Here is a 25,588-nt window from a genome sequence, read left to right on the forward strand (position 1 = left end):
GGTTAGTTGGGTGTAGCAGGCAACCATGGAGGGGTGCTCCGGACGACAAAGCTCAGAGAAAACAACGCCTGTCGCACTTCAAAATAGAACCCACCGCCTGATCGCGCGGGCCGGCCGCGCGTCCCGCCGCTAGCGCGGGGCGAGCCCGGCCTTGCCGACCACCTCTGTCCAGCGCGCCACATCGGCCTCGATCCGCGCCCGCATCGCCGCGGGGCCGCGCTCCCCGGGCGGCGGCGCGGTGGTGGCGAGATCGGCGAAGCGGGAGGCCACGGCGGGGCTGGCGAGCGCCGCCTCGATCGCCTTCAGGAGACGGTCCACCCGTGCCTGCGGCATGTCGCGCGGCCCCGCGATCGCGTTCCAGATCACCATGTCGAAGGCGGGCACACCGGCCTCCGCGAAGGTCGGCACCTCCGGGAGCTGCGGGATGCGCTGCGCCCCCGTGACGGCCAGCGCCACCGCCGTGCGCCCCTGGTGCGCGGGGATCATCGTCACGGTCTGGTCGATCACCGCCTCCACCGTGCCGGCCGCCAGGTCGCTCATCGCCGGTCCGGCCCCGCGATAGGGGACCAGCATCGCCTTCGCGTTGAGGATGGAGAGAAGATAAGCAGGCGCGAGATGGCCGGTGGTGTTCGTGCCCGGCGTGCCGAAGCTCACCTCCTCCCCGCGCGCGCGGATGCGTTCCACCAGGCTGCGCAGGTCGCGCACGCCGGAGCGCGGGCTGGCCGCGATCACCATGGGGACCTCCGCCACGATGCTGATCGGCGTGAGGTCCCGGCGGGGGTCGAAGGTTGGATCCGCGCCGAGGGCCACGGTCGCCGCCATGGAGGCGAGGTTCCCGAAGCCGATGGTGTAGCCGTCCGGCTCGGAGCGGACGAGGCGCTGCGTGCCGACCACGCTGCCGGCACCGGTGACGTTCTCGACGACGACCGTGCGGCCGAGATCGGCGCCCATGCCCTGCGCCAGGAGGCGGGCCAGGGCGTCCAGCGTTCCGCCGGGCGCGGAGGGCACGATGAGCGTGATCGTGCGCGCGGGGTAGTCCTGCGCCTCGGCGCGGCTGGCCGGGAGGCCCATCCAGAGGACGGAAGCGAGCCCGAGCATCAAGGCCGGGCGCCGGAAGCTGCGGCGCATGGTGCGTCCTCCCCATCGATTTGTTCTGGGGCGAGCTTAGCCATGCCGCTCCGACGCACTCAAGCTTTCTGTCCGACAATCAGTCACTCTTGCCGTGCCCGAGCGCCCGGCATTACGCTGCGGCCCTCAGAACACACGGGGAAACGCCATGAGCACGAAGCCCATCCCGCAATCCGCCCAGCGCGACCGCGTGCGGAAGACCGTGCCGGCCCTCGTCGAGTATACGGAGGGCGTCGTCTACGGCGATCTCTGGGAGCGGACCGACCTGTCCAAGCGGGACCGGAGCCTCGTGACCGTCGCCGCCCTCGTCGCGACCTACCGGCCGGAGCAACTCTCCGTCCATATCGGCCGCGCGCTGGACAACGGCGTGACGCGCGAGGAGATCGCCGGTCTCATCACGCATCTCGCCTTCTACGCCGGCTGGCCCGCCGCCATGTCGGGCGCCCAGGTCGCGACCGAGGTGTTCGAGAAGCGGGAGGGCTGATCGCCATGCGTGTCGGCTTCATCGGCCTGGGCACCATGGGTGCCAGCATGGCCGCGAACCTCGCCAAGGCGCCGGACGTGACCCTCGTGGTCAACGACGTCAGGCGGGAAGCGGCGGAGTCCCTCATCGCGGACGGCGCGGAATGGGCGCCCGATTCCCGGGCGCTCGGCGAGGCCTGCGACGTCGTCTTCACCTCCCTCCCGGGCCCTGCCGAGGTGAAGGCCGTGGGCGGGCAGCTGCTGGAGACGATGCGGCCGGGCACGGTGATCGTCGACATCTCCACCAACGCCGTCTCCAGCGTGCGGGAGCTGCACGCAGCCGGCGCCGCGCGCGGCGTGCACGTGCTGGACGCCCCGATCAGCGGCGGCCCGCGCGGCGCGAAGACCGGCAAGCTCGCCTTCTTCGTCGGCGGGGACGCGGCGGTGTTCGAGCGCTGCCTTCCCCTCCTCTCCGCCATGGGGGACCGCCCGATCCTGGTGGGCGACATCGGGGCCGGCAGCATCGCCAAGCTCGCGCACAACCTCTCCGGCTATGCGCTCAACGTCATCATGGCCGAGGTCTTTGCCATGGGCGCCAAGGCGGGCCTCGATCCCCTCGCGCTCTACGCCGCCATCCGCCAGGGCGTGCACGGCCGCCGCCGGACCTATGACGGGGTGACGGAGCAGTTCCTGCCCAACAGCTACGACCCGCCCGCCTTCCAGCTCCGCCTCGCGCACAAGGACGTGTCCCTCGCCTGCGCCCTCGGCCGTGAGGTGGGCGTGCCCATGCGCATGGCGGCCCTCACGCTGGAGGAGATGACGGAGGCGCTGAACCGCGGCTGGGGGAACCGGGACTCCCGCAGCGCGATGCTGCTGGAGCTGGAGCGCGCCGGGGTGGAGATCGCGGTGGACCGTGCGGCCATGCAGGCCGTGATCGACGCCGACGGAGCCGCGAAGCGATGACCTACGAGATCCACGCAATCCGCTACGCCCGGCGCGACGCCACACGGTCGCAGCACTTCATCGGCGGCGACCCGCATGACGGCCCCATGCCGATGGACTACTTCGCCTGGGTGATCACCGGCGATGGTCGCGCCATCGTGGTCGATACGGGCTTCACCGCCGAGGTGGCACGGAAGCGGCAGCGGGAGTTCCTGCGCTGCCCTGTGGAGGCGCTCTCCCTTCTCGGCGTCGATCCCGCCGGGGTGGAGGACGTCGTCCTCACCCATCTGCACTACGACCATGTCGGCAACTTCGACCGCTTCCCCAGGGCGCGCTTCCACCTGCGCGAGGAGGAGGTGCACTACGCCTGCGGCCGCTACGTCAGGCACAAGCAGATCTCCCACTCCTTCGAGGTGGAGGACGTGGTCGGCATCGTCCGCATGAACTACGCCGGGCGTGTGGTGTTCCACGACGGGGTGGTGGAGCCCTGGCCCGGCATCCGCCTCCACCCCACGGGCGGCCACTCCGCCGGGCTGCAATTCGTTTCGGTAGAGACGGCCCGCGGCCGCGTCGTGCTCGCCTCCGACGTCACGCATTTCTATGAGAACATGGAGAGCGGCCGCCCCTTCACCACCGCCTTCCACATCGGCGAGATGCTGGAGGGCTTCGACCGGCTGCGGGCCGTGGCCGACAGCCCCGCCCACATCATCCCCGGGCACGATCCCCTGGTGATGCGGCGCTACCCGCCGCCCCGCCCGGAACTGGAGGGGATCGTCGCGCGGCTGGACGTGGCGCCGCGCGAGTAGGATTCGGCGGAGAGGGTCGCCCCTCCCCGCCGGGGATCACGCGCGGTTGCCGCCGCCCAGCGTCTCGCCCGCCAGCCGCTCGGAGAACTGCGCCATCGCGGTATGGTCCTGGCCGGGGCCCAGCAGGCCCTGGGCGCTGACCCACAGCTCCCGGCACAGCGCGGCGAAGGGCGTCGGCGTGTTGGTCTCGCGCCCGACCTCCAGCGCCACGGACACGTCCTTCGCCATCAGGTCCAGCCCGAAGCCGGCATCGAAGCGGCGGGACAGCACGAACTGCTTGAACTTCTTCTGCGTGCTGTTGTTCATCCCCGTGGAGGCGTTGAGCACATCCACCATGACGGCCGGATCGAGCCCGAAGCGCTGGCCGATCAGCAGCGCCTCGATGCCGATGAGGAAGCCGGCAGCCCCCATGAGGTTGTTCAGCGCCTTCATGGCCTGCCCGGCCCCGATACCGCCGACATGGGTCAGCGTCGTGCCCATGGCCCGCAGCACCGGATCGGCGCGCCGCACCGCCTCGGCCTCGCCACCGAGCATGATGGCGAGCTCGCCCGTCTTCGCGCGCGGCACGCCGCCGGAGACGGGCGCGTCGATCATCGCCACGCCCTTCTCCGCCAAGCTTCGGGCGAAGCCCTGCGTGGCGGTGGGCACGCCGGAGCTCATCTCGATCACCAGCGCACCCGGGGAGAGGGCGTCGCCCACCGCCTCCAGCGCCTGCCCCACATGCTTGGAGGTGGGCAGGATGGTGATGACGGCGTCCGCGCCGCGGACCGCGGAGGCCGCGTCACCCGCCGCCGTGCCGCCGACCTCCTGCGAGAAGCGGGCGGCGCGGTCCGGCGCCGCGTCGAACGCCACGACCTCGAAGCCGGCCTCCAGGAGGCGGGCGGCCATCGGCCAGCCCATGTTGCCGATGCCGATGAAGGCGATCCGGCGCAGGTCCCCGCCGCTCATTCGGCGGCCGGGCGGGCGGGTTCGCCACTCAGCGCGCCTTCCTTCACCAGCACCTCATGCGCGGCCTTGAAGGCGTCGAGCCCGGCCGGGATGCCGCAATAGACCGTGGCATGGAGCAGGGCCTCCTTGATCTCCTCCACCGTCACGCCGTTGGTGAGCGCGCCCTTCACATGGAGCTTGATCTCGGGCGTCCGGCCCAGCGCCGTCAGCATGGCGAGGTTGAGCAGGCTGCGCGTGCGGCGGTCCAGCCCCGGGCGGGTCCAGGCATAGCCCCAGCACCACTCGGTGGTGATGCGCTGGAAAGCCATCATGAAGTCGTCGGCCTTGGCGATGCCGCCATCGACATATTCGGCGCCCAGGACCGCACGGCGGACCTCCAGCCCCTTCTCGAACCATGTATCATCGGACATGACGTGACCTCCCAGTTGGAGCGACGTTAGTGAACTGACTGATTGTCAGTCAATAACGCTCTCCTTTGGGGCTCAGAGCTTTTGGCTGGACGCCCGGTCGGGCCGCCACCACATTGCGTGATCGTCAACCCCTATGGGCGGTGTACCGTTCCGTTCCCGAGGACAGGAGAAAGATGCCGGACGACGGTTCCCTGAAGGTAACGCCCCAGCCCGTGCGGCGGCAGGTCGAGGACCGTCTGCGCGAGGCCATCGTCGATGGACGCTTCATGCCGGGCGATCACCTGTCGGACCGCCTGCTGTGCGAGCTGTTCGGCGTGAGCCGCAGCGTGATCCGGGAAGCGGTGCGTCGGCTCGAGGCGGAGGGGCTGGTGGATGTCCTCCCGAACCGCGGCCCCTTCGTGGCCTTCCTCTCTCCGGCCGAGGCGACGCAGGTCTACGAGGTGCGGACCGTGCTGGAGGCCCTCGCAGGCCAGGGCTTCGCCGAGCGCGCCTCGGACGAGGAGGTGGCCGAGCTGCGCGCCGTGTTCGAAGAGATCGCCGCGACGCGGCCCGGCACCGACCGCACCGCGCTGCTCCGCCTGAAGCGGCGCTTCTACGACGTTCTCCTCCGCGGCTGCCGCAACGCCTATGTGGCCCGCATGCTGGACCAGGTGCTGAACCGGAACACCCAGCTTCGCGCCACCACCCTCTCCGATCCCAAACGGCTCCCGCACACCGTCGCCGAGATCCGGCGGATCGTGGAGGCCATCGAGCGGCGCGACCGCGAGGGCGCCTGGGAGGCCTGCCGGGACCACGTGACCCAGGCTGCCCGCGTGGCGCTGCGGATTCTGAACCAGCAGGCGCGGGAGAAAGCCGAGACGGGGTCGCGCGATCCCGCCGCCACGGCGGCCTGAGCGGCCTCAGCGCACGGCGGAGAAGCCGGTGGGCTGCAGGATCAGGTTGCTGACGCTCGCGATGATGGCGCCTTCCTTCTCCGTTTCGGCGCGGCGGGCGATCCACTCCGGGTCGGCCTGGAACGCCCCCCACTTCGTCTCTCGCTCGGCCAGGGATTCCCACTCCAGCAGGTAGTAGAGGTCCTGGTTCGAGTCGCCGATCGTGACCGTCCAGAATCCGGCCTGCCGGATGTCGTGCTTCTGCCAGATGCCTAGCGTGATCGTCTCGAAGCGCCGGAGCAGGTCTGGCAGGCGCCCGGACACGCAGTGATAGATCCGCAGCTCGTGGATCACGCTTCCACCCTCCTGTCACCGGGCGTCACCATGCGCGCCCCCTCTTTGCCAGACAATATGGCATTCGTTGACAAGTCGGCTGGGTTTGCGGAACGATCGCCCCGTCGGCCGGGGAGAAGAAGGGAAATACTCGCACGCCCCGCGGCGAGGAAACGACAGGAGCCACCATGACCTCGATCACGCGACGCGGCCTGCTGGGGGCGGCTGCCACCCTCCCCCTCGCGGCCCCGGCCCTCGCAGCCTTTCCCGAACAGCCCATCCGCGTGGTCGTGCCCTGGAACGCCGGCGGGCTCGCGGATGTGGTCATCCGCGCGCTCGCCCCCGCCATGTCCGGCCCCCTCGGCCAGCCCGTGGTGATCGAGAACCGCCCCGGCGCGAACGGCGCGGTGGGCACCCAGGCCGTCGCCCGCGCGGCGCCGGACGGGCACACGCTCATCCTCGCCAATGCCGAGACGCACGCGATCAACCCGCTGATCTACCCCAAGCTGGCCTACAACCCCGTCAGCGACTTCACCCCCGTCACCCTCATCGCGCGCGGTCCCTTCGTGCTGCTCACGCGGCCGGGCTTCGGCACGGACAGCCTCGACAGCTTTCTCGCCAGGGTGCGCGCCGAGCCCGGCAAGGTCACCTTCGCCTCCTGGGGCATCGGCAGCACCTCGCACCTCGCGATGGAATCGCTGATCAAGCAGGCGAAGCTGCAGATGCTGCACGTCCCCTTCACCGGCGCGGCGCCGGCCAGCACGGCGCTGGCCGCGGGGCAGGTGGACGCGATGTTCCTCAATGCGGGCCCGGCCGAGGCCATCGCGCGGGACGGGAAGGTGAGGATCCTCGGCGTCGGCGCACCGGAGCGCATCCCGCTCCTGCCGGAGACGCCGACCATGGCGGAACTCGGCCAGCCCGTGAGCGCGGGGAACTGGTTCGGCCTGCTCGCCCCCGCGCGCCTCGTCATGCCGATCGCCGAGCGCCTCTCCGCCGTCGCAGCCGAGGGGCTGAAGGTGCCGGCCGTGCTGAACGTGTTCCGGTCCCAGGCCGCACTCCCCGTCACCACCCGTCCGGAGGAGATGCGCTCCTTCATCGCCGAGGATCGGGCGAACTGGGCCAATGTGGTGCGCGACCTCAACATCCAGTTGGAATGACGAGGTGTTGCTGCGGGGCGTTCTACGCCCCGCCGATCTCCACCCCCGCCCAGCCCTCCACCAGCCTTGCCACGTTGGTGAAGTCGCTGCCCGGCCCGAAGGTGGCGCTGGTGACGGCCAGCATCTGCCTGACGGCGCTGCCCACCACCATCGGCACGCCCATCGCCCCGGCCTCGTCCACGCAGAGGCCGACGTCCTTCAGCGACAGCGCGGTGGTGAAGCCGAAGTCGAAGCTGCGGGGGATGACGGCGCGCGGGAACTTGTCCTGCGTCGCGCTGTTGCGGCCGCTGCTGCTGTTGATGACCTCGCATATCAGGCTCGGGTCCAGCCCGGCCTTCACGCCCATGGCGATCGCCTCGGACGAGGCGACGAGCGCCGCGGCGGCGAGGAGGTTGTTGCAGAGCTTCAGCACCTGCGCCTGCCCCGCCTTCTCGCCGCAGAAGAAGGGCTTGCCCATGACGCGCAGCACGGGCTCCAGCGCCTCGTACTCCGCGCGCGGGCCGGAGACCATGATGGCGAGCGTTCCCTTTTCCGCCCCGGTGATGCCCCCGCTGACCGGCGCGTCGATAGAGGTCCGCCCCCTCTCCTCGAAGGCGGCCGCGACCTGCTGCGCCACGCGCGGCCCGGTGGTGGAGAAGTCCACGAAGCGCCGCGCCCGCTGTCCGCTCAGCACCCCGTCCGGCCCCAGCCCCACCGCGCGCACCACGTCCGGCGTCGGCAGGCTGGCCAGCACGATATCCGCCAGGTCCGCCACCTCGGCCGGGCTCGCGGCCCGGCGTGCCCCGCGCGCCACCAACGGTGCCACAGCGGCTTCCACGGGATCGAACACCACCAGCGCGTGCCCGGCATCGATCAGCCGCGCCGCCATGCGGCTGCCCATCTGCCCCAGCCCGACGAAACCCAGGACTTCGCCCGCCATCTTTTCCTCCCTCGGCCAAACCGATCCCTGCGGGTCTATGCAGCCGGGGAGCAGGGCACAAGCAGTTTTATGATACCGATATCAGGAACGGGCTCAGGTGCTGCCGCGCTGGATGATCTCGAAGCCCAGATCCACCACCACCCGCTCCTCGGACCGTCCCTGGATGCGGTCGAGCAGCACCTCCGCGCTCCGGCGCCCGATCTCCTCGCGCGGCAGCCGCAGGGTGGTGATGGGCGGCACGGTGTGGCGCAGCATGTCGATGTCGTCGAAGGCGGCGAGCGCGACCCGCCCCGGCACCGGCCATTCGCGCCGCTGGCACTCGAACAGCGCACCGGCGGCCAGGACGTCCCCGGCGAAGAAGATGGCGTCCGGCGGCGCGGCGCTCCCCAGCAGCCGCACCACCGCCTCGGCGCCCGAGGCGAGGCCCGGCGGCATCTCCAGCACCAGCCGCGCATCCTCCTCGGCCCCCAGCTCGGCCAGGGCCGCGCGGTAGCCGCGCCGGCGCTCCCGGCTGCGGTCGTTGTTCGCCGCCGGCAGGCTGACGAAGGCGATGCGCCGGTAACCCAGCCGGTGCAGGTGCAGCACCATGGCGCGCGCCGCGTCGTGGTTGGAGTAGCTCACCAGCATGTCCAGCGGCCCGGGCGCCAGCGTTCCCGTCTCCACCACCGGCAGGCCCGCGCGGCGGATCATGGCGCAGGCGGCTTCGGTGTGGCGGGTGTCGTGCAGCATCAGCCCCGCCACGCGCTGCGCCAGGAAGGCGGTGATCAGCTCCTCCTCCGCCTCCCCGCTGTAGCCGCAGTCCGCGATCATGAGCTGGAACCCGCTGCCCCGCAGCACGGCCGAGACGCCCTGGATCGTCGGCGCGTAGAGCGAGTTGTTCAGCCCGGGCACGATCAGCCCGATCACGTTGGAGCGCATGGAGGAGAGATTGCCGGCCAGGCGGTTGGGCACGTAGCCCACGGCGCGCACCGCCTCCTCCACCCGGCGCCGCAACTCATCGGACACCTTGGTCGGGTCGCGCAGCGCGCGCGACACGGTCATGGGCGAGACGCCGGCCCGCTGCGCCACCTCGCGCATGCGGCTGGCCGCGGTGCGCCCGCCGCCGTCATCCGGCAAAGCGCGGCGCTCCGGCAAGGCAGCACAAGGGAGGACACTCCAAGGCATGAGCCAGGACAGCGATACCTACGAGATCCACGCCATCCGCTACGCCCGGCACGACCGCCCGGCGCATGAGAACTTCATCGGCGGCGACCCGCACGACAACGCGCCCATGCCGCTGGACTACTTCGTCTGGGCCATCATCGGCCGGGACCGCCGCTTCGTGCTCGACACCGGCTTCGACGCGGCCATCGCCCGCAAGCGCGGCCGCGAGCTGATCCGCACCCCGGCCGAGGGCCTCTCCGCCATCGGCCTCGACGCCGGGACGGTCCCCGACGTCATTCTTTCTCACATGCATTACGACCATGCCGGCAACCATGCCATGTTCCCGGCTGCCCGATACCACATCCAGGACCGGGAGATGGCCTACTGCACGGGGCGCTGCATGTGCCACGGCGTCCTGCGCCAGCCCTTCGAGGCCGCCGATGTCACGGCCATGGTCCATCGCGTGTTCGAGGGCCGCGCCCGCTTCCACGACGGATCGGCCGAGATCGCGCCGGGGATCAGCGTCCACCACGTCGGAGGCCACTCGCTCGGCCTCCAGGTCGTGCGGGTCAGGACACGCCGCGGCTGGGTCGTGCTCGCCTCGGACGCGACGCATTTCTACGCCAACTTCCGGCAGAGGCGCCCCTTCCCGATCGTCGCCGACATGGCGCAGATGCTGGAGGGCTACGACACGCTGGAACGTCTGGCGAGTTCCCCGGACCACGTCATTCCTGGCCATGACCCGCTGGTGATGCAGCTCTACCCCGCCTCCGCGCCGGGGCTTGAAGGCATCGTCGTTCGGCTGGACGCGGATCCGGCCGAGGGCTGAGCCTCTCCTCGCGCCGGGGCGCCATCCACGTCCGGGATCGCGCCCCGCTCCCGGTTCAGGTGGCGGACCAGCCTCCGTCCATCGGCAGCACCGCCCCGGTCACGTCCCGCCCGGAGGGACCGCAGAGGAAGCCCACCATGTCGGCGACGGCCTCCGCCTCTACGAAGCGTCCGGTCGGCTGCTTGCCCTGCAGCACCGCCACCGAGGCCGCCTCGCGGTCCATCCCGCCCGCTGCCAGCCCCTCGATGCGCTCCTCGATGCCGGGGGTCAGGCTCGTGCCGGGGCAGATCGCGTTGCAGGTGATGCCCTGCCGCGCCGTCTCCGCCGCGACAGCGCGCGTCAGGCCGATCAGCCCTGTCTTGGTCACGACGTAGCCCACGCGGTCCGCCGCGCCGATCAGCCCGTAGATCGAGGACATGTTGACGATGCGCCCCCAGCCCCGCGCGCGCATGCCGGGCAGGGCGAGCCGGACAGTGTGGAAGGCGGCGGAGAGGTTGACCGCGAGATCCGCGTCCCAGTGCGCGGTCGGCATCGCGTCGATCGGCGCGAAATGCCGGGTGACGGCGTTGTTGACGAGGAGATCGACCGGCCCGGCCGCCGCCATCATGGCCTCGATCTCCTCGGGTTGCGCGAGGTCGGCGCGGTGGTAGGCCGCCTCCACCCCGAACTCCCGCGCGAGGGTGTCGCGAACGCCCTCCGCCTCCTCCGGCGCGGCGAGGCCGTGCAGCACGATCCCGCAGCCATCCACTGCCAGGCGCCGCGCCACCGCGAGGCCGAGCCCGCCCACGGACCCCGTCACCAGGGCGCGGCGGCCGCGAAGCCCGCCGCTCAATGCCCGGTCCTGCACGGGGGCTGCCTCATCATCGCCATTGACCCCTACCCCCGAACCAGCCCACCTTGATATCGATATCAAGAACGGTCCGGCCAGCACCGTCAATGGGCTGAGCGGAGGATGAGGAAACGCCATGGCCACCATCGCCCGCCGGAGCGTGCTCTCCGCCCTGCCCGCCACCCTCGCCGCCCCGCGAGTTCTTCACGCGCAGGGCGGCTGGCCGCAGCGCCCGGTGCGCGTCGTCGTGCCCTACGCGCCCGGCGGCGGCACCGACATCTTCGTCCGCTCCCTCACCGAGGGCATGACCCAGGTGCTGGGCCAGAGCGTGATCGTGGAGAACCGCCCCGGCGCCAGCGGCTCCATCGGATCGGAATACGTGGCGCGCGCGGAGGCGGACGGCTACGTCTTCCTCGCGGACACCGGCAGCCACATCATGAACAGCTACGTGATGACCTCCCTGTCCTACCAGCCGCTCCGGGACTTCGCGCCGGTGGCGCTGCTCTCGCGCTACCCGCTGCTGCTGACGGCTTCCACCACCGCCCCCTTCCGCGACGTGCCCGGGCTGATCGCCGCCGCGAAGGCCGCGCCGCGCACCATTGGCTTCGGCACCTCGGACGCCGCCATCTCCTATGCCGGGAACCTCTTCACCCGCCTCGCCGGCATCGAGATGGTGGAGGTCCCCTATCGCGGCGCCGCGCCGATCCTGAACGACCTGGTGGCGGGCCACCTGCCGACGGGCTGGAACAGCACCGTGGCCGCCACCCAGCACCTCTCCAGCGGCCGCATCCGCGCCCTCGGCGTCACCACCACCGCGCGCAGCCCGCTGCTGCCCGATGTGCCCACCCTCGCCGAGGCCGGCGTGCCCGGCTACGACTTCGCCGGCTGGTACGCGATGGTCGGCCCGGCCGCCCTTCCCGCCCCCATCGCCGCGCGCATGCACGACGCGGTGGTGCAGACGATGAGTCTGCCGCGCGTGCGCGAGCGCCTGGCCGGGATCGGCGCGGATCTCGGCGTCCTCGGCCCCGCCGAACTCGCCGCTTTCCTGCGCGAGGACGATGCGCGCTGGGCAAAGGCTTCCCGCGAGGGCCTGATCAACCGGGCGCAGTAGGGATGGGCACCACCCCCGACCGGCCCTTCGCGGGAGAGGCACTGGGCGCCTTCGTCGCGGCTTCCCGCTGGGCGGAGATCGGCCCGGCGCTGCGCCACGAGGCGGGGCGTTCCCTGCTGAACTTCTTCGGCTGCGCGCTGGGCGCCGCCGGGGATCCCGCGGTGGAGACGGCCGCCCGCGTCATGGCGCCCTTCTCCGGCCCGGAGCGCGCCACGGTGATCGGCCGGGCGGAGCGGCTGGACGCGATGGGCGCCTCCTTCGTGAACACGATCGCGGCCAACCTCCTGGACTACGACGACACGCATCTGGAAACGGTGATCCACCCCACCGCGCCGGTCGCCTCGCCCCTGCTCGCCCTGGCGGAGATCCGCGGCCTCACCGGGGCGGAGGTGCTGCACGCCTTCATCCTGGGTGCGGAAGTGGAGTGCCGGATCGGTGCCGCCGTCTCGCCGGGGCACTACGACCGCGGCTGGCACATCACCTCCACCGCCGGCGTCTTCGGCGCCGCGGCCGGTTGCGCGCGGCTGCTCGGGCTGGACGCACGCCAGTGCTGGCACGCGCTGGGCATCGCGGCCAGCCAGTCCGCCGGGCTGGTGGAGAACCTGCCGAGCGCCGCGAAGAACGTCGGGATGGGCAACGCCGCGCGGAACGGGCTCCTGGCCGCCCTCATGGCGCAGGCCGGCTACACGGCCGCCCCCGCGGCCATCGAGGGCCCGCTCGGCTGGGCGCGCGCGATGGGCGACGCCCCGGACCTCGGCCGCATCACCGCCGGCCTGGGACAGGAATGGGAGTTCGCCCGCAACACCTACAAGCCCTACCCCGCCGGCATCGTCTTCCACGCCGCGATCGACGCCTGCCTGGAGCTGCGCCAGCGCGTGGCGCCGGACGACATTGCCTCCGTCCTCGTGGAGGGCGACCAGCTCCTCCTGGATCGCGGCGACCGCTTGGTCGCCAGCGCGAGGGACTGCCGCGTGAGCATCCATCACAGCGCGGCCGTGGCCCTGCTGCGCGGCTCGGCCGGTGTCGCCGACTTCTCGGAAGGGGCCCTGCACGATCCCGGGATCGCGGCCCTGCGCGGCCGGGTGAAGGCAGGGCTCGACGCGGGGCTTCCCCGCGGCGCCGCGCGCGTGACGCTGCACGACAGGAGGGGACGCGCGTTCAGCGCCCTCGTGATGGACGCACGGGGAAGCGCGGCACGCCCCCTCACGGACGAGGAACTGGAGGCGAAGTTCCGGGAGAACGCATCGATCGGCGGCCGGGAGAGCGACGCCGGCCCGCTGATCCAGCGGATCTGGAGGATCGGCGACGCTGCCGATCCTGCTGCTCTCCTCCGCTCCCTCGGCGCGGCGTGACAGAGCCGCTTCGACAGGCCGAGAGCAGGGCGGGGGCCGCCCGCCCCGCGCCGCTCCCTCCACGGCGCGCATCCCTCATCCCGACCGGGGATGCTTTCGGACACGCGACCGCGCCCTCACGGCCTCGCCGCCTCCAGCGCTGTCCCTGAGGCCCGCTCCCGGCGCGCCGCGGCCCGCGCCACCACGTAGAAGACCGGCGTGAAGATCAGGCCGAAGGCGGTGACGCCGAGCATGCCCGCGAAGACGGCGGTGCCGAGGCTCTGCCGCATCTCCGCACCGGCTCCCGTGGCGACGGCCAGCGGCAGCACGCCCAGGATGAAGGCGAGCGAGGTCATCAGGATCGGCCGCAGACGCGTGCGGGCCGCGGCCTCGGCGGCCTGCCAGCGGGTCATTCCCTCCTCCTCGGCGTGGCGGGCGAACTCGACGATCAGGATGGCGTTCTTCGCCGCCAGGCCGATCAGCACCACCAGCCCGACCTGCACCAGCACGTTGTTGTCCAGGCCCCGCCAGACGACGCCGGCCAGGGCGGCCAGCACGGACATCGGCGCGATCAGGACCACCGCGAGCGGCAGCAGCCAGCTCTCGTAGAGGGCGGCCAGCAGCAGGATGACGAAGACCACGGCCAGGCCGAAGGCGATCGGGGCGGTGTTGCCCTGGGTCGTCTCCTGCAGGGCGATCTCCGTCCACTCGAAGCCGAAGCCCGGCGGCAGCTCCTCCCTCAGCAGCGCCTCCATGGCCGCGATCGCCTGGCCGGTGGAGACGCCGGGCCTGGGCGCGCCCTGCACCTCGGCGGCGGGGAAGAGGTTGTAGCGGGGCACGCGATAGGCCGCCGTGTCATCCTCCAGCGTCGCGAGGGAGCCGAGCGGCACCATGGCCCCCTGGTCATTGCGCGTGCGCAGCAGGGCCACGTCGCGCGGCGTGAGGCGCTGCGCCTCCTCCGCCTGGGCCGTCACGCGGTAGGTGCGGCCGAGGATGTTGAAGTCGTTCACGAAGGCCGAGCCGAGATAGGTCGAGAGCGCCTCCGAGACGCGGGAGAGGGGCACGCCCAGCATCTCAGCCTTGGTGCGGTCCACCTCGGCCCGGATGGTCGGGGTCTTCGTGTTGAACAGGGTGAAGGCCATGGCGATCTCGGGCCGTCCGTTGGCGGCGGCCACGACGCGGTTCGTCACCTCCTCCAGCGCGCGGGCGCCGCGGTCGCCCCGGTCCTGGACATAGAGCTTGAAGCCGCCGCCCGTGCCGATGCCCGGCACGGAGGGAGGCGGGATCACCAGGGCCAGTGCGTCCCGCTGCTGCATCAGCCGCGCCTGCACAGCCTGCGTGATGCCGGCGAAGGTCAGCTGCGCGGCCGCGCGCTCCTCGAAGGACTTGAGGTTGACGAAGATCACGCCGGCATTGGGCGCGTTGGTGAAGGTCGCGCCGTCGAAGCCCGTGAAGGCGATGGAGTTGGCCACGCCCGGCACCTCCAGCACGTCCCGCGTGGCCTGGCGGATTACCGCGTCCGTGCGCGCCTGCGACGCGCCGGGCGGAAGCTGGAAGGCGGCGATGAGGTAGCCGCGGTCGAGCGGCGGGATCAGCCCGGTGGGGGTGGTTCGCACCGTCTGCCCCGTCAGCACCAGCAGCCCCGCAAACAGGATCAGCAGCAGCGCCGAGAGCCGCACGAGCCGACGCGTCAGGGCCCCGTAGCCGACGGAGAGCCGGTCGAAGAGCCAATTGAAGCCGCGGAAGAACAGCCCGAAGGGCGCACCGATCCAGGCACGCCAGCCCTTCGCCCGCGCATGCCCGTGCGGCCGCAGCAGCAGGGCGGCGAGCGCCGGGGAGAGGGTGAGGGAGACGAGGGCCGAGAGCAGGGTTGCCACCGCGATGGTCACGGCGAACTGGCGGTAGAAGGCGCCCGACAGTCCCTCGATGAAGGCGGTGGGCACGAAGACGGCGCAGAGGACGAGGGCGATGGCCAGCAGCGCGAAGCCCACCTCGTCCATGGTGCGCCGCGTGGCCGCCACGGGATCCATCCCCTCGGCCATGTGACGCTCGACGTTCTCCACCACGACGATCGCGTCGTCCACCACGATGCCGATCGCCAGGATCAGGCCGAACATCGAGAGATTGTTCAGCGAGATGCCCAGCGCCGCCATGAAGGCGAGGGTGCCGATGATCGAGACCGGGATGGCCGCCAGAGGGATGATCGAGGCCCGCCAGGACTGCAGGAACAGGATCACCACCAGCACGACGAGGATGATCGCCTCGACGAAGGTGTGCACCACCGCCTCCATCGACTGCTCGATGAAGCGGGTGGTGTCGTAGACAGCGTGGTAGGCCAGGCCCGGCGGGAAGTCGCGCTTCAGCTCCTCCAGCGTGGCGCGCAGCGCGGCGGCGGTGGCCAGGGCGTTGGAGCCGGGCCGCTGGAAGACCGGCATGGCCACGGCCCTTTCGGCGTCCAGATAGGCGCTCAGCGTGTAGTCCTGCGCGCCCAGCTCCACCCGCGCCACGTCGCGCAGCCGCAGCGGCGCGCCGGTCTCGCCGGTGGCGACCACGATCTCCGAGAACTCCTCCACGCTGCGCAGCCGGCCGAGCGCCTGGATGTTCAGCTGGAAGGCGCCGTTCGAGGCACCGGTCGGCGGGTGGTTCAGCCCGCCAGCGGCCACCTGCACGTTCGCGCGCCGCAGCGCCTCCACCACCCCGCCCGGCGTCAGGCCGCGCGCGGCGATGCGCGCGGGATCGAGCCAGATGCGCATGGCGTAGTCGCGCGCGCCGAAGACCTGCACGTCGCCCACGCCGTCCAGTCGGGCGATCCGGTCCTTCACGTTCAGCATGACGTAGTTGGAGATGTAGCCCTCGTCCCGCGATCCGTCGGGCGAGGTGAAGTGGACCACCATCATGATGTCGGGCGAGGCCTTGCGGACGGTGATGCCGAGGCGGCGCACCTCCTCGGGCAGCCGCGCCTCGGCAACCGCCATGCGGTTCTGCACGAGCACCTGGGCCTGGTCCACGTCCACGCCCTGGCGGAAGACGACGTTGACGGAGAGGCGCCCGTCGCCCGTGGCCTGGGAGGAGAGGTAGAGCATCCCCTCCACGCCGTTGATCTCCTGCTCGATCGGGGAGGCGACCGTCTCCGCGATCACGGCGGCCGACGCCCCGGGATAGGTGGCGGCGATGGTGACCGTCGGCGGCGCGATCTCCGGGTACTCGCTGATCGGCAGCCGGAAGCCCGAGATGGCGCCGATCAGCACGATGGCGATGGAGATGACCGAGGCGAAGACCGGCCGGGAGATGAAGAACTGGGCGAAGCGCATGGCGGCGGCTCCCTATCGCGCATCGGCCAGGCGGGCGGGGGCGAGGGGCTTGACCTCCGCCGTCACCCGCGCGCCGGGCCGGGCCAGGTGCAGCCCGGCGGTGATCACCTGGTCGGCGGGCAGGAGCCCGGTGCGCACCACGCGCAACCCGTCGACCACGGGGCCGAGGGCGACGGGCTTGGCCACCACCGTGCCGTCGGCGGCCACCGTCATCACCACCCGCGCGGCCTGGTCGGCCGCGATGGCGGCGTCCGGCACCATGAGCACCTCCCCCTCCCCCGCGCGAAGCCGCAGGCGGGCGAAGGAGCCGGGGGTGAGGAAGAGATCGGGGTTGGGAAGGGTCGCGCGGGCGCGGATGGTGCCGGAGCGGGCATCCAGCGCCGTGTCCAGGAAGTCCAGCTCGCCCTGGCGGTCCCAGCCCGTCTCGTCGGCCAGGCGCAGGCGCACCGGCTCCGGCGCGCCGCCCTCGGGGCGGGCGCCGCCGCGGCGGTTGAAGCGGAGGAGGTCGGCCTCGCTGAGGTCGAAGGAGGCGTAGATCGGGTCCAGCGCCACGATGGTGGTCAGCAGGGTGGCCCCGGCCTGGACGAGATTGCCGGAATCCACCCGGCGGTCGGAGACGCGGCCGGATTGCGGGGCGCGCACCTCGGTCCAGCTCCGCTCCAGCTCGGCCTGGCGCAGCTTCGCGCGGGCATCGGCGATGCCGGCCTCGGCGTCCCGCTGGGCGGCGCGGCGCGTGTCGAGCTGGGCCTGGGGCGCGTAGCGCTCCCGCACCAGGCTGGAGGTCCGGTCGATCTCCTGCCGGGCCAGCTCCAGCTTCGCCTCGGCGCGCGCCAGCTCGGCCCGGGCGCTCTCTATGGCGATGTCGAAGGGGCGCCCGTCGATGGTGAAGAGAAGTTCCCCCGCGCGGACGAGCTGCCCATCGCGGAAATGCACCCGTTCCACCTGGCCGGAGACGCGCGGGCGCAACTCCACCCGGGCGGAGGGTTCCAGCCGCGCGATGTGCTCGTCCCACTCCGTCAAGTTCCGGCGCAACGGCTCGGAGACGGTCACGGTGGGCGGGGCGGGCTGGGCTGCCAGCGGGAGGGGAAGCAGTGGCAGGGCAAGGGCGAGCGCCAGGGGGGCGAGACCCTTGCGGGAGGGGGTCGGCATGGCCAATCTCCGGGGGTCGGATGTTACCGACCGGTTCGTTGCATTGATACGAACCGGTCGGTAACATTGCAAGCGCCGGGACGGGCTGCTCTACGTCCCGTGATGCAGGAGGAGGATGTCGTGACGGACGCCACGCAAGCCCGGCCACGCCGATCCGCGGCGGAGCGACTGCGGGAGGTGGCGAGGGACCTGTTCTACCGGCAGGGCATTCGCGCCACGGGGGTGGAGGAGTTGTGCCGGGTCGCCGGCACGACGAAAATCAGCCTCTACCGGGCCTTCCCGTCCAAGGATGAACTGGTCGCCTGCATCCTGCGCGACGATTGCGAGCAGGAATCGGCCTGGTACCAGGGGGCTTTCAGCCCGGAGATCGCGCCGCGCGAGCGCCCGGCCGCCTTCCTGGGGGCTGCCGCGGCCGAGTTGCGCCAGCCCGGCTTCCGCGGTTGCTCCCTCGGCCTCGCCATCGCCGAGTTCCCCGATCCCGAGCACCCCGCCCGCAAGGTCGCCGATGCCTACAAGCGCCGGATGCGCGACACGCTCCGCCGGATCTGCGCCGAGGCGGGCGCCACGGACTCGGAGATGCTGGGCGACCTGCTCATGATGCTGACGGAAGGAGCCTTCTCCTCCGCCGCCTATCTCGGGACCGAGGAGGCCGCTGCCGCGCTCGAGCGTGCAGGCCAGCAGCTGCTGGCCTCCGCCCTGCCCGCGGAGGGTTCTTCACCTTCCGCCACGACAACCTCGGCACCCACAGGGTCCGGCGCCATCAGTGCCCGCGAATAGGTGCTCTCCGGCACTGTGTTTCGTGGGCAGGCCGGATTGCCATGAGAGCAGGAAGGTTGGTTGCCGGGCGGCCGTCGCGAGCCGAGATCGGCACGTATGCCTTTCAGCAGAGAGGATACGGGGAGCTGAGGCCCGGTCCGTAGCCCAGCCCCTCTTGCCCAGGGCCAATCACGTTCGCTGACGGGAAAAATGGCCGCAGTCGAGAGGCCTTGAGGTCCCCGCCTGACATGCCCTCGTTTGCAGAGAGGTTGCCTCGCCAGCAGCGTAGCAAGGTCACTTTCATGCTCCAGGAAGCAGGGAATGCACTGACCGAAGCAACAAAGTGGTTTGAGGCAAACAGCCACGGATCGGGCGATGCCGCCCCGAATAGCAGGCCGCCACTGCCTCGCTCTCCCAACCCGCTATCCCTCTCCCTTATTCTGCCACAAGGGGTCTGAGCGGGAGCGTAGGAAGCCCTCTCGGAGACAAGGCCGGCTTCCTGCCATGGGCCAGGGACTCTGTAGAGCGGATGTCGATTCCCTGAAAGTCGGCCGGGCTGGGTGCACTCCGCCCTGCGCTCTGGAGACGAGCGCGACCTCGTCGGACTCTTGGTGGGGCGCCGGCCGCTGGTGACGGGCGGGGAGCTGAGCCAGCCGACTGAAGTGCCCTTACGGGTTCGGCCTCAGCGCTTTCATCAGCTTGCGGTCCCGCCATGCAACGCGCGCCTCCCATTCCTCTGCGGGCAGCAGGGCCCGGCGCTCGCTCTCCACCTGGGCCACGAGTTCCGGCGTCCAGGGATCGTCCTGTCCGCGCTCCGCCCCCATGCGAGCGTAGGAAGGGCCCATTCGCTCCGCATGGGCTGCGATGCCGCCGCGGGTGTTGAGGTCGGCCGTCTCGAACGGGCCGATATGGGCCCAGCGCCGCCCGAGGCCGTCGCGCACCACGCGGTCCACGTCCTCGACCGAGGCGACGCCGTCGCGCACGAGGCAGTAGGCCTCGCGCAGCAGCGCACCCTGGAGGCGGTTGAAGATGAAGCCCTCTACCTCCCGGCGCACGCGCACCGGCGTCAACCCGGCCCCCGCGAACAGCGCCTCGGCGCGCGTGGCCGCGTCCTCATCCGTGAAGGGCGCGGGCACGATCTCAATCACCGGAATGAGGTAGGGCGGATTGCCGGGATGGGCGATCAGGCAGCGTCCACGGCCTGGCAGGTCTGACGCGAAGGAGGAGGCGGGGAGGAAGGATGAGGAACTGGCCAGCACGGCGCCGGCCGGGGCCAGCCGGTCGAGTTGCCCGAAGAGATCGCGCTTCAGCTCGGCCCGCTCGGGCGCGCATTCCTGCACGTGCTGCACGCCCGCCACCGCGGCCGCGAGCTCCGCCTGGACATCGACGCGCCCGGCGATGACCTCCGCGGGCTCGGCCAGCAGGCCGTGATCGTCCAGGTCGGCGAGCCTTGCCCGCAATTCGCGGGGAACTGCGCTCCGGCGCGCCTCGTCGGGGTCCCATATCCTGACCGGCAGCCCTGCCCGGGCGAAAACGAGCGCGAAGGCAACCCCGATGCTCCCGGCCCCGGCGATCGCGACCGGAAGTCCGTGCGGCCCGCTCATGCCCCGGCCGCCCCGACGGTCATGCCGCCGCAGACATAGAGTGCCTGGCCGGTGACGAAGCCGCTGCGCGCGTCCAGCAGAAAGGCGACGGCGTTCGCCACGTCCTCCGGCATGCCCAGCCGGCGCACCGGGACGGCCTCGATGATGGCACGGGTCCGTGGACTGTTATGCGGGTTGGCGCGGTCGAAAAGTTCGGTGCGAATCGGACCGGGACCGACCGCGTTGGCGGTAATGCCGTGCTCGCCGAGTTCCAGCGCCCAGACCTTGGCCATGCCGATCAGCCCGGCCTTGGTTGCGGCATAGACCGTGCGCAGCTCCTTCCCGAGGGCGGCGCGACTGGCCATGTTCACGATACGCCCGAAGCCCGCCTCCTTCATGCCGGGCAGCAGCGCCTGGGCGCACTGCATGGCGCAGCGGAGGTTCAGCGAGACGACGAGTTCGAGGTCGGCCAGCGTCTGCTCCTCCAGCGGGCCGGGGCGGACCACGCCGACATTGTTCACCAGCCGCGTGATGGGGCCGCTGCGCAGCGCCTCGGCCAGCGCGGCCGCCGTCTGCCCGGGATCGGAGAGATCGGCCGCGATGACCCCCTCGCCGGCCTCCCGGTCGATCACCACGGGCTCGTAGCCGTCCTCGCGGCAGCGCGCGGCCACGGCGCGGCCGATGCCCGAGGCACCGCCAGTGATGAGAACCCGTTCCCTCATCGCCCTAGTCCGGGCGCACGTTGGCGCGGCGGATCACCTCGGCCCAGCGCCTGATCTCCGCATCAATAAGGCGTTGGAATTCCTCCGGACTGTCCCCCACGGGCTCGCCGCCCTGCTCGGCGACCTTCGCGCGGATCGCCGGGTCTTTCAGGATCGCGCCGATCTCGGTGCTCAGGCGGTCGATGATCGGGCGCGGTGTCCTCGACGGGGCCTGGATGCCGAACCAGGCGACAGTCTCGACCCCGGGCAGGCCCGCCTCGCGCACGGTCGGGACATCCGGCAGGGAAGGACTGCGCTGCGGGCTCGTCACGGCGAGCGCGCGCAGCCGCCCGTCGCGGATATGGCCGATGGAGGAGGGAAGGTTGTCGATGGCCAGGTCCACGCGGCCGGCGATCGCGTCGATCAGCATGGGGCCGGAGCCGCGATACGGGACGTGGATGAGGTCGATCCCTGCCGCCTCCTTCAGGAGTTCGCCGGTCAGGTGCAGGCTCGACCCGTTGCCGGAGGAGCCGAAGGTGCTGCCGCCCGCATTGCTCTTGGCCCGCACCACGAAGTCCTGCAGCGTGCGCACGGCAGAGCTGGCCGGAACGGCGAGCACGTTGGGGACATTCGCCATGTTGGTGACTGCGGCGAGGTCTTCCGGCTTGTAGTTGATGCTGCCCTTGTAGAGTTCGTAGTTGATGGCCGCTGTCCCGATGGTCGTCATCAGCAGCGTGTAGCCGTCCGGATCGGCCTTCGAGACGAGGTCCGAGCCGACGCTGCCGCCGGCCCCGCCGCGATTCTCGACCACGAAGGGCGCACCGAGGCGCTGTTGCAGCGGCTCGGCCAGGATGCGCGCCAGGAGGTCTGTCGTGCCACCGGCCGGGAACGGCACCACGATCCGCACGGGCCGGGACGGCCAGGCCACACCCTGCGCGTTGCCGGGCGAAGAACCGAACGAGGCCATGGCAGTCGCCGCGGCGAGGACGGTGCCCTGCATCGCGCGGCGCCGTGTCAGGGCGGATGTGTTCATGGACTTTGCCTCCCTAATATCAGCCGAGGCAGGTTCAACGCTCCGGTGGTGGTCAGGTTATCGGTCCTCTTTCACGACCGCCCGAATGGCGAGCATCCGGCGCCGCTATCCCGGCTCGGTTTCATGACTCAGCGCTTCGAGCAAGGCCGTCCTACTTAGAACCTGTTTGCGGGGCCCTCAGCCGCGCATCCCCATCTTCTCCTGAGGTGACACCGAGAACCGCCTGGCGGGGCGGAAGGGTGGGAGAGATGTGGGCGCAACGGCATCGGGCGCGCCATGCGGCGCACCTGAAGCAGGTAGTATCGTGGCATGCGATCAGCGAGGTAGCGGGCTGGTTGGAGCGGGCCGACCCACCCCGGAGTGAGAACGCCACCCCGATCCTGCCCGTGGTACGGGCTATTGCTTAGCACCTGCGGGTGGGTGGCGGTTGGCGGTCGCTGCCGTCGGGCATGCCGCCTTGGCGGACAGTGCATGGCTGGTCTCGGCGCTGGGCGGCTCTTGGTTTGTTCGAGCACATGATGCGCAATCTGCCCCGGCTGGGCCGCCGGGAGTTGGGGCGCAGGCCGAACCCTCGCCTGGCCATCATCGACACCCAGACCGTGAAGTGCCTGCCCGTTCGCGGGCCGCGCGGCTACGATGCCGCCAAGCGCACCGTCGGGCGCAAGCGGGTGGCCATGGTGGATGCCGACGGGAACTGGCTGGCCGTTGCTGTGGTGCCCGCATCGGTCCAAGAGCGCGACACGCTTTCCTCTCTCGACCAGGGCAAGATCGCCTGGCCAAGCCTGCGGGCCACGATCCTGGGCGGCGCCTTCACCGCCGAGCGCTGCCGCCTCTGGTCCAACCTGCACACCATGGGCCATGAGGTCGTCCCTCGCACACCCGGTCAAAAGGGCTTCGCCGTCCTGCCCCGGCGCTGGGTCATCGAACGCAGCTTCGGCTGGCTCACCTACAGGGGTGGCCTGCTACGCGATCGGGCTGGACGCCTCGACGTCGCCGCAGCCCGTATCGCCTGCGCCGCCGTCCTCGCCTCCACCGAAGCCCTGCCCAACCCAGCCTGACCTCGCTCAAACAGGCTCTCAGCGCAAACTCGCCCATGCTCAGTCGGAGTGATCCGACTGTCGGGTCCGAGAGGCTGTCCACCACCCCGCAACGGTCGTTGTTGGGTGGTGGACCTGGGGGCCTTCCGGGCGGACGGAGACTAATGCGCCCGTGTCCGCAGCTGCTGCTCTCGCAGGAAAATGAAGAGGCCAGCACCGATGATGACGAGTGCTCCGGCCAGGGTGAGCGGCCCGATCACCTCGCCGAAGAAGAGATAGCCGAAGAGCATGCCCCAGAGGATCAGCGTGTACTGGTAGGGCACCACCACGGAGGCCGGCGCGAGCCGGAGAGACTGGTTCACGCAGAGATTGCCGCCCAGCGAGCCGATGCCGAGGGCAAGCATCAGCACCAGGTCCACGATTCCGGGCGGCGTCCAGCCCTGGGCAAGGACCAGCACGGCGCCGAAGAGGAGCGCGGCCAGGAGTTGCGCCGTCATCAGCACTGTTCCCGGCACGCCCGCCAGCTTGCGGGTGGCAATGAGGAAGCAGGCATAGCTGAAGCTTCCCGCCAAGGCGCAGATCGCCCCCAGGGAGAGGGAGGCGGGCGAGGGATGCAGGGCCAGGACAACGCCGCCGAAGCCGACCGCCACAGCCGTCCAGCGGCGCCAGCCAACGCGCTCTCCGAGCAGGAAGGGAGAGAGGGCGGTCACGTAGATCGGGCCGGCCATGTAGTAGGTCATCACCTCCGCCAGGGGCAGCGCGGTGAGAGCCCAGAAGAAGAGCGCGGACTCCAGGGTGGAGAACAGGACGCGCAGGAGTTGCAATCCCGGGCGCGGCGCCCGAAGGAAGGCGTAAGGCCCGACCCTGTGGATGGAGGGTGCCATGGCGCAGAGCCCGGCGAGACTGCGCACCAGCAAAAGCTGCCCGACCGTGTAGGAGCCCACCAGCCACTTGCCGAGCGTGTCGTTGACGGCGAAGAGCAGAACGCCGAGCAGCATCATCATGACACCGCCGGTGGCACCCGCAGGCATGGCGCCGAGGCGCTGGAATGCAGACACGGCCTATTTTCCACCCTCTTCGGCCCTTGCCCGCGATGGAGAGGCCGGGCCGAAGCACTAGCGAGATGGCATGGCGCTGCAAAGCCTGGGGTTACTTGACGACGCAACCGCAGCTACGGCCCCCGCCCCGCGACGTTGACGAGGGCAGCGGGGGACCACGAGCCCCCGAGGTGACTGTCCGGTTCCCCAATGAGAGCCGGGGATCGCCTACATCTTCCGCCTTGCCGCCGCGACATAGGCGCGGTTGTGGGTTGGCGTCAGCCAGACCTCGTTCATCGTCACGCCCGGCGGCAAGGTCGCGACATAGAGGATCAGGTCCGCGCAATGTTCCGGCTGCAGCATGCGGTCCCGGTCCTCCTGGCTCAGCGGATTGGGTCGCTTCGCCAGGATCTCGGTGTTCACCTCGCCGGGGCAGAATGCCGTGCTGCGAATGTTGTTGACGCACTCCTCCATGTTGAGGCTGTGGCTCATGGCCACGACGCCGTGCTTCGCGGCCTGGTAGCCGGGGCCGCTCAACAGGCCCAGGTTGCGCCCGGCCATCGAAGCCGTGTGGATCATCACGCCGCCGCCCTGGGCGCGCATGATCGGCAGCACGGCCCGTGCGACGTAGAAGGCCGAGGACAGGTTGCCGTGGATGAGCTGATCGATTGTCTCGGGGCCGAGAGCCGCCCAGCTTCGCTCCGTCACGTTCAGCCCGGCATTGCTGACCAGCACGTCGAGCCGCCCGAAGGTGCCGCCGATCCAATCCGCGACGCGTTGCACCTCGTCCGACTTCGTGAGGTCGGCGGGCCGCACCTCGGCCCTGCCGCCCTCTCCGCGAATTCGTCCCGCTACCTGCTCCAGCCTGTCCTCGCGGCGCCCGGTCACCACCACCGTCGCACCCTCCGCGCCGAAACGCTCCGCCACCGCTTCGCCGATGCCGCTGCCTGCACCGGTGACCCAGGCGATCTTGCCATCAAGCCTGCCCATGCATCCCTCCCCTGCTTGCGATCAGTTCTAAGTCAATTGCGGATCGGACGTCATTCGGACTCCTCGTCCCCCGGTTGAACGAGACACCCCGCAGGCGGACGGTATCCGCCGAGAGGGTGAATGGCGATGAAAGATGACGGAGGCCGTTGCTCCTGGCCAGGGCGGGCGGATGTCACGGTAGTTCAAGCAGGACGTAGTGCTTCGGCTGCTACGGAGCGAGGACCTGGAGACGGTCTCGCGGGCACTGGGCTTGACGGCGGCCACTTTGAGCGGCTGGCGTGAAGCCTTTCTGGCTGCTGGCGAGGCGAGCCTGACGACACGGCCCGAGTTGCCCTGCCACCGGCCCATAGGACGAGCCCGTAGTGTTCACACCAGGGGCAAGCTCCTCCGTCAGATTTGCCAGGAGATCGAGGGGCAGTGGCCGGCCCATTGCGTTGGGCTGTTCCGCGAAGGCGCAGAGGCTCCGGCCCAACTCGCTTCCGATCGACCACTTCCTTACCGAGGCATGGCGCGCTTGCGAAACGCCGCGAGCGCTGTGCCCGGCGTATCCATTCTGCTCCGCCGGTCCGCACCCAGTTCCATTGCCACCAGCCGCTCGAATTCGGCGTCGAGCAGCGCGGCGCGAATCACCGCCGTCCCCCGATCGCCTGCTCCCAGGGCTATCTGGACCTCCGAGTGTTGATTTGCAGTGAGAGCTGACCCGGAGAGGGCCGAAGTTTTCGCCGAGAAATGACCTGTGTCTGTTCACCTCCCTGGCCGGACGGCCGGGGT

Annotated in this window: 24 protein-coding genes and 1 pseudogene; 11 read left to right on the plus strand and 14 right to left on the minus strand. The window is 70.8% G+C overall.

Features of this window, described 5'->3' with window-relative positions:
• Nucleotides 1-129: 129 nt before the first annotated feature.
• Nucleotides 130-1,128 (minus strand): Bug family tripartite tricarboxylate transporter substrate binding protein, encoded by a 999-nt coding sequence (locus FHS87_RS21360; protein WP_221300253.1) that lies wholly within the window; start codon nt 1,126-1,128, stop codon nt 130-132.
• Nucleotides 1,129-1,276: 148 nt separating this feature from the next.
• On the opposite strand from FHS87_RS21360, the gene FHS87_RS21365 reads away from it, so the two are divergent.
• The 3 genes from FHS87_RS21365 to FHS87_RS21375 are packed head-to-tail and all read left to right on the plus strand — an operon-like array spanning nt 1,277 to nt 3,338.
• Nucleotides 1,277-1,612: a carboxymuconolactone decarboxylase family protein gene (locus FHS87_RS21365; RefSeq protein ID WP_184521406.1), complete on the plus strand. Its 336-nt coding sequence runs from the start codon at nt 1,277-1,279 to the stop codon at nt 1,610-1,612.
• Between the two features lie 5 nt (nt 1,613-1,617).
• Nucleotides 1,618-2,553 carry an NAD(P)-dependent oxidoreductase gene (locus FHS87_RS21370; RefSeq protein WP_184521408.1) on the plus strand — a complete coding sequence of 312 codons (936 nt, stop codon included), beginning with the start codon at nt 1,618-1,620 and terminating at the stop codon, nt 2,551-2,553.
• Nucleotides 2,550-3,338: an N-acyl homoserine lactonase family protein gene (locus FHS87_RS21375; protein WP_184521410.1), complete on the plus strand. Its 789-nt coding sequence runs from the start codon at nt 2,550-2,552 to the stop codon at nt 3,336-3,338. Before FHS87_RS21370 ends, FHS87_RS21375 begins: the two co-directional genes overlap by 4 nt.
• Nucleotides 3,339-3,374: 36 nt before the next feature.
• On the opposite strand, the gene FHS87_RS21380 is transcribed toward FHS87_RS21375, so the two are convergent.
• Both FHS87_RS21380 and FHS87_RS21385 read right to left on the minus strand, forming a co-directional pair.
• On the minus strand, nt 3,375-4,286 hold the full coding sequence (locus tag FHS87_RS21380) for an NAD(P)-dependent oxidoreductase (protein ID WP_184521412.1): 912 nt from the start codon (nt 4,284-4,286) through the stop codon (nt 3,375-3,377).
• On the minus strand, nt 4,283-4,696 hold the full coding sequence (locus tag FHS87_RS21385) for a carboxymuconolactone decarboxylase family protein (protein WP_184521414.1): 414 nt from the start codon (nt 4,694-4,696) through the stop codon (nt 4,283-4,285). The genes FHS87_RS21380 and FHS87_RS21385 overlap by 4 nt, the downstream gene beginning before the upstream one ends.
• Nucleotides 4,697-4,869: 173 nt before the next feature.
• Here FHS87_RS21385 and FHS87_RS21390 point away from each other — a divergent pair, with 173 nt between their 5' ends.
• Nucleotides 4,870-5,589, plus strand: a complete 720-nt coding sequence (locus tag FHS87_RS21390) for a GntR family transcriptional regulator (RefSeq protein ID WP_184521416.1) — start codon at nt 4,870-4,872, stop codon at nt 5,587-5,589.
• A 6-nt stretch (nt 5,590-5,595) separates the two neighbouring features.
• On the opposite strand, the gene FHS87_RS21395 is transcribed toward FHS87_RS21390, so the two are convergent.
• Nucleotides 5,596-5,922 (minus strand): NIPSNAP family protein, encoded by a 327-nt coding sequence (locus FHS87_RS21395; RefSeq protein ID WP_184521418.1) that lies wholly within the window; start codon nt 5,920-5,922, stop codon nt 5,596-5,598.
• Nucleotides 5,923-6,089: 167 nt separating this feature from the next.
• Here FHS87_RS21395 and FHS87_RS21400 point away from each other — a divergent pair, with 167 nt between their 5' ends.
• Complete coding sequence (locus tag FHS87_RS21400; protein WP_184521420.1) at nt 6,090-7,058, plus strand: Bug family tripartite tricarboxylate transporter substrate binding protein; 969 nt, start codon at nt 6,090-6,092, stop codon at nt 7,056-7,058.
• Nucleotides 7,059-7,080: 22 nt separating this feature from the next.
• Here the strand turns inward: FHS87_RS21400 and FHS87_RS21405 are convergent, their stop codons facing one another.
• Complete coding sequence (locus FHS87_RS21405; RefSeq protein WP_184521422.1) at nt 7,081-7,977, minus strand: NAD(P)-dependent oxidoreductase; 897 nt, start codon at nt 7,975-7,977, stop codon at nt 7,081-7,083.
• 93 nt (nt 7,978-8,070) lie between these two features.
• A complete protein-coding gene (locus FHS87_RS21410) occupies nt 8,071-9,093 on the minus strand; it encodes a LacI family DNA-binding transcriptional regulator (RefSeq protein WP_221300255.1) in 1,023 nt (340 codons plus the stop codon).
• Between the two features lie 46 nt (nt 9,094-9,139).
• Between FHS87_RS21410 and FHS87_RS21415 the strand changes: the two genes are divergently transcribed.
• Nucleotides 9,140-9,949 carry an N-acyl homoserine lactonase family protein gene (locus tag FHS87_RS21415; RefSeq protein ID WP_184521426.1) on the plus strand — a complete coding sequence of 270 codons (810 nt, stop codon included), beginning with the start codon at nt 9,140-9,142 and terminating at the stop codon, nt 9,947-9,949.
• A gap of 55 nt (nt 9,950-10,004) precedes the next feature.
• Here the strand turns inward: FHS87_RS21415 and FHS87_RS21420 are convergent, their stop codons facing one another.
• Nucleotides 10,005-10,781, minus strand: a complete 777-nt coding sequence (locus tag FHS87_RS21420) for an SDR family NAD(P)-dependent oxidoreductase (RefSeq protein ID WP_246418602.1) — start codon at nt 10,779-10,781, stop codon at nt 10,005-10,007.
• 133 nt (nt 10,782-10,914) lie between these two features.
• Here FHS87_RS21420 and FHS87_RS21425 point away from each other — a divergent pair, with 133 nt between their 5' ends.
• Together FHS87_RS21425 and FHS87_RS21430 are read left to right on the plus strand one after the other, a co-directional pair.
• Nucleotides 10,915-11,889, plus strand: coding sequence for a Bug family tripartite tricarboxylate transporter substrate binding protein (locus FHS87_RS21425; protein ID WP_184521430.1), 975 nt, complete (start codon nt 10,915-10,917; stop codon nt 11,887-11,889).
• 2 nt (nt 11,890-11,891) lie between these two features.
• Entirely contained in the window at nt 11,892-13,241 is a 1,350-nt protein-coding gene (locus tag FHS87_RS21430) for an MmgE/PrpD family protein (RefSeq protein WP_184521432.1), read from the plus strand.
• A gap of 116 nt (nt 13,242-13,357) precedes the next feature.
• Here FHS87_RS21430 and FHS87_RS21435 read toward each other — a convergent pair whose 3' ends face one another.
• Entirely contained in the window at nt 13,358-16,531 is a 3,174-nt protein-coding gene (locus FHS87_RS21435; RefSeq protein WP_184521434.1) for an efflux RND transporter permease subunit, read from the minus strand.
• A gap of 12 nt (nt 16,532-16,543) precedes the next feature.
• The gene (locus tag FHS87_RS21440; protein WP_184521436.1) at nt 16,544-17,680 is read right to left on the minus strand and encodes an efflux RND transporter periplasmic adaptor subunit; all 1,137 of its coding nucleotides are present in this window, start codon (nt 17,678-17,680) and stop codon (nt 16,544-16,546) included.
• A gap of 120 nt (nt 17,681-17,800) precedes the next feature.
• On the opposite strand from FHS87_RS21440, the gene FHS87_RS21445 reads away from it, so the two are divergent.
• Nucleotides 17,801-18,457 (plus strand): TetR/AcrR family transcriptional regulator, encoded by a 657-nt coding sequence (locus tag FHS87_RS21445; protein ID WP_312862066.1) that lies wholly within the window; start codon nt 17,801-17,803, stop codon nt 18,455-18,457.
• 647 nt (nt 18,458-19,104) lie between these two features.
• Here FHS87_RS21445 and FHS87_RS21450 read toward each other — a convergent pair.
• From FHS87_RS21450 to FHS87_RS21460, 3 genes are read right to left on the minus strand one after another with little or no spacing between them, the layout of a single operon-like run.
• On the minus strand, nt 19,105-20,040 hold the full coding sequence (locus tag FHS87_RS21450) for a 3-hydroxyacyl-CoA dehydrogenase (protein WP_184521438.1): 936 nt from the start codon (nt 20,038-20,040) through the stop codon (nt 19,105-19,107).
• A complete protein-coding gene (locus FHS87_RS21455; RefSeq protein ID WP_184521440.1) occupies nt 20,037-20,741 on the minus strand; it encodes an SDR family oxidoreductase in 705 nt (234 codons plus the stop codon). Before FHS87_RS21455 ends, FHS87_RS21450 begins: the two co-directional genes overlap by 4 nt.
• A gap of 4 nt (nt 20,742-20,745) precedes the next feature.
• Nucleotides 20,746-21,753, minus strand: a complete 1,008-nt coding sequence (locus tag FHS87_RS21460; RefSeq protein WP_184521442.1) for a Bug family tripartite tricarboxylate transporter substrate binding protein — start codon at nt 21,751-21,753, stop codon at nt 20,746-20,748.
• A gap of 503 nt (nt 21,754-22,256) precedes the next feature.
• On the opposite strand from FHS87_RS21460, the gene FHS87_RS21465 reads away from it, so the two are divergent.
• On the plus strand, nt 22,257-22,811 hold the full coding sequence (locus FHS87_RS21465; RefSeq protein WP_184521444.1) for a transposase: 555 nt from the start codon (nt 22,257-22,259) through the stop codon (nt 22,809-22,811).
• A gap of 140 nt (nt 22,812-22,951) precedes the next feature.
• Here FHS87_RS21465 and FHS87_RS21470 read toward each other — a convergent pair whose 3' ends face one another.
• Together FHS87_RS21470 and FHS87_RS21475 are read right to left on the minus strand one after the other, a co-directional pair.
• Nucleotides 22,952-23,848 (minus strand): DMT family transporter, encoded by an 897-nt coding sequence (locus tag FHS87_RS21470; protein WP_312862067.1) that lies wholly within the window; start codon nt 23,846-23,848, stop codon nt 22,952-22,954.
• A gap of 207 nt (nt 23,849-24,055) precedes the next feature.
• On the minus strand, nt 24,056-24,817 hold the full coding sequence (locus FHS87_RS21475; protein WP_184521446.1) for an SDR family oxidoreductase: 762 nt from the start codon (nt 24,815-24,817) through the stop codon (nt 24,056-24,058).
• 133 nt (nt 24,818-24,950) lie between these two features.
• Between FHS87_RS21475 and FHS87_RS21480 the strand changes: the two are divergent.
• Nucleotides 24,951-25,142, plus strand: a pseudogene (locus tag FHS87_RS21480) (helix-turn-helix domain-containing protein); the annotation flags it as partial.
• Nucleotides 25,143-25,588: the final 446 nt, after the last annotated feature.

The sequence above is a fragment of the Muricoccus pecuniae genome (assembly GCF_014199205.1).
In the GTDB taxonomy this organism is placed as follows: Bacteria; Pseudomonadota; Alphaproteobacteria; order Acetobacterales; family Acetobacteraceae; genus Roseomonas; species Roseomonas pecuniae.